This window comes from Dietzia sp. (assembly GCF_036741115.1).
Lineage (GTDB): Bacteria > Actinomycetota > Actinomycetes > Mycobacteriales > Mycobacteriaceae > Dietzia.
Genome location: NZ_DAINST010000152.1, coordinates 1 through 2,563 on the forward strand (window position 1 = coordinate 1; position 2,563 = coordinate 2,563).

Sequence of the window (2,563 nt, forward strand, 5' to 3'; positions counted from 1 at the left end):
GCGCTCGGCGGCCTCGCCCGGACCGATCGCGCCGGATGGGGTAAGGAATTCGACCGCATGAGACAATCGGTCGTGGACTCTCTCGAGGCTGCCGAGGTCTCGGCGGCCTCGACTCCCCGTGGCGCCGTGGGTACGGCGAGCGGCTCGACGAAGAAAGAAGACTCCTGATGGTCGACGTGAACACGGACCTGGCCAGGTACTCCGACCTCACATTCAATACCGCATTCGCGCTGCTCCTCGTGGGGCTCGTGGTCTCGGCCTTCGGCTATGCGCGCTACCGCGTGCAGAAGGTCGCGCCGAAGCGAGAGATGGCGATGGCCGGCGGCGGCTCCTCGACGACGGTGTCGTCGTCGACCTCCTCGACCGAGGTCACCGAGGCGGAGGCTGGCGAGACCTCCGAGGGGCCGTGGGCGCGCCTCGCGTACCTGTTCGCCGCGCTCGGCACCGTATTCATGGCCGCCTCGATCGTGCTCCGCGGCTTTGCCACGTCGCGTATGCCGCTGGGCAACATGTACGAGTACGTGGTCTTCACCCTGACCTTCGCGATGGCCATCTCGCTGTGGTTCCTGCGCAAGCCGGGCTACCGCCAGCTGTGGCCGTGGGTGCTGCTGCCCGTTCTCATCATGATGACGGTGGCCGCGAAGTCCCTCTACACCGACGCGGCGCCCGTAATGCCGGCGCTGCAGTCCTACTGGGTGCCGATCCACGTCACGACGATCACGTTGGGCTCGGGCATCCTGCTGCTCTCGGGCCTGTTCTCCATCGCCTTCCTCCTTCGCTCGTACCAGGAGAAGGGGAAGGAGACTGGCGTCCTCGGCGCCATCGCGCGGCCGTTGCCATCGAAGGAATCCATCGACCGGATGGCCTACTACGCGACGATGATCGGCTTCCCGATCTTCGGCCTCGGGATCATCTTCGGCGCCATCTGGGCCGAGTCCGCGTGGGGCCGCCCGTGGGGCTGGGACCCCAAGGAGACCGTCGCCTTCGTCAACTGGATCGTCTATGCCGCGTACCTCCACGCGCGTGCGACGACAGGCTGGGGCGCAAAGCGGGCGGCGTGGATCAACTGCGCCGGACTCGTGGTCAACATCTTCAACCTGTTCTTCATCAACATGGTCGTCTCCGGCCTGCACTCCTACGCGGGACTCGGCTAGGCCAGGCCCAACCTGGCCTGGCCTGACCCGGCCCGAAACGTCGACGGCGCCGCTCCCTTCCGGGGGCGGCGCCGTCGTTCTGTGGTCGTGTGGGTTCGATCAGGGGCGGTAGGTGTGCTCGGCGGCGTTGGTGTGCCGCCGCTTGGTGACGGCCCGGTAGATGAGCCAGATGGCGAGCACGAGCAGGAGGATCGGAAGCAGCTTAAAGATAAGGGCGACAGCCTTGACGAACGCGGCGATGATCGCGAACGACGAGGCGACCGCGCAAACCACGCCGCAGGCGATGGCGACCATCCGGTTCTGGCTCCAGGCGAAGTAGGCCCCGACTCCGGCGAGGACCGCGATGATGATCGCGGTGAGGGTGAATCCCATGAGGCACCTCCGGTGCAGAAGTTCGATGAGTGCTTGCGTCCGAGCCTACTGAGACGCAGGGACTTCGGCGTCGGGGAGAACCCCGATCTTCGGCGTGTGTCGAAAGTCTCGGGAGGGGCGGTTGCGCCAATCTAGTTGATACGACAACAATAAAACTGTCTGTTCCCGAACATCCGAAGGTAGCCCCATGTTCCGAACCCCACTCACCCCCGCGGCAAGCCTGCGTCTCAACGACCTCGGGCTCCTGCTCTTCCGCCTCATGCTCGGCGGCGTATTCATCGCCCACGGCTGGCAGAAGTTCCACGACTTCGGAATCGCCGGCCAGGCCGATGCCTTCGCGGGCATGGGGATCCCGGCTCCCACGGTCTCCGCGGCCGTGGTCATCATCCTCGAGCTCGTGGGCGGAGTGCTCCTGGTTCTCGGCGCGATCACCCGGGTGCTCGGCGTCCTGTTCCTCCTCGACATGGCGGGCGCGATCTACTACGTCCACGGGGACAAGGGATTCTTCTCCACCGACGGTGGCTGGGAGTTCGTCGCGGTTCTCGGCGTGGGCGCACTCCTCTTCGCCCTCGCGGGCTCCGGGCGCTTCGGCATCGACGGCGCGTTCGCCGCACGCAAGCGCGGGGTGCTCGTCTAGGGGCATCGAATCCGAAAACCACGAAGGCCGCCGCAGTGGAGTTCCACTGTGGCGGCCTTTTCGTTTCGGCTCTGCCGTCCGCCCAGTCGCTAGAGCCCGAAGTTGTTGAAGATGGCGGCGATGACCCAACCCGGCATCATCGCGAAGGCGCCCGCGGTCATCGCGGCGTTCTCGGGGACTCCGAGGGCGCCGAGGCCCTCGACAGAGGCCATGGTGCTGCCCCCGGTGATGTTCTGGATCAATCCGCTGATCGGTCCGGTAAAGGGCTCCATGAACATGGCTGCAGGCCCTTCGTTATTCATGCGACGGTCGCGTCACCCGACCTATCGCCCAGACTCGACAGTTCATTCGGCCGCGACAATCGTCCGGACGACGGACGACGGACGACGGACGACGGAAC

Annotated in this window: 4 protein-coding genes; 2 read left to right on the plus strand and 2 right to left on the minus strand. The window is 65.9% G+C overall.

The genetic code is table 11. The features are described 5' to 3' along the window. Positions 1–167: 167 nt before the first annotated feature. On the plus strand, positions 168–1,154 hold the full coding sequence (gene ccsB / locus V7E05_RS14085) for a c-type cytochrome biogenesis protein CcsB (protein WP_333620255.1): 987 nt from the start codon (positions 168–170) through the stop codon (positions 1,152–1,154). A gap of 99 nt (positions 1,155–1,253) precedes the next feature. Here ccsB and V7E05_RS14090 read toward each other — a convergent pair whose 3' ends face one another. After that, positions 1,254–1,526, minus strand: a complete 273-nt coding sequence (locus V7E05_RS14090; protein ID WP_333620256.1) for a hypothetical protein — start codon at positions 1,524–1,526, stop codon at positions 1,254–1,256. Between the two features lie 187 nt (positions 1,527–1,713). Between V7E05_RS14090 and V7E05_RS14095 the strand changes: the two genes are divergently transcribed. Beyond that, positions 1,714–2,163 carry a DoxX family protein gene (locus V7E05_RS14095; RefSeq protein WP_333620257.1) on the plus strand — a complete coding sequence of 150 codons (450 nt, stop codon included), beginning with the start codon at positions 1,714–1,716 and terminating at the stop codon, positions 2,161–2,163. 89 nt (positions 2,164–2,252) lie between these two features. Here the strand turns inward: V7E05_RS14095 and V7E05_RS14100 are convergent, their stop codons facing one another. Then, on the minus strand, positions 2,253–2,465 hold the full coding sequence (locus V7E05_RS14100; protein WP_333620258.1) for a hypothetical protein: 213 nt from the start codon (positions 2,463–2,465) through the stop codon (positions 2,253–2,255). Positions 2,466–2,563 lie beyond the last annotated feature (98 nt).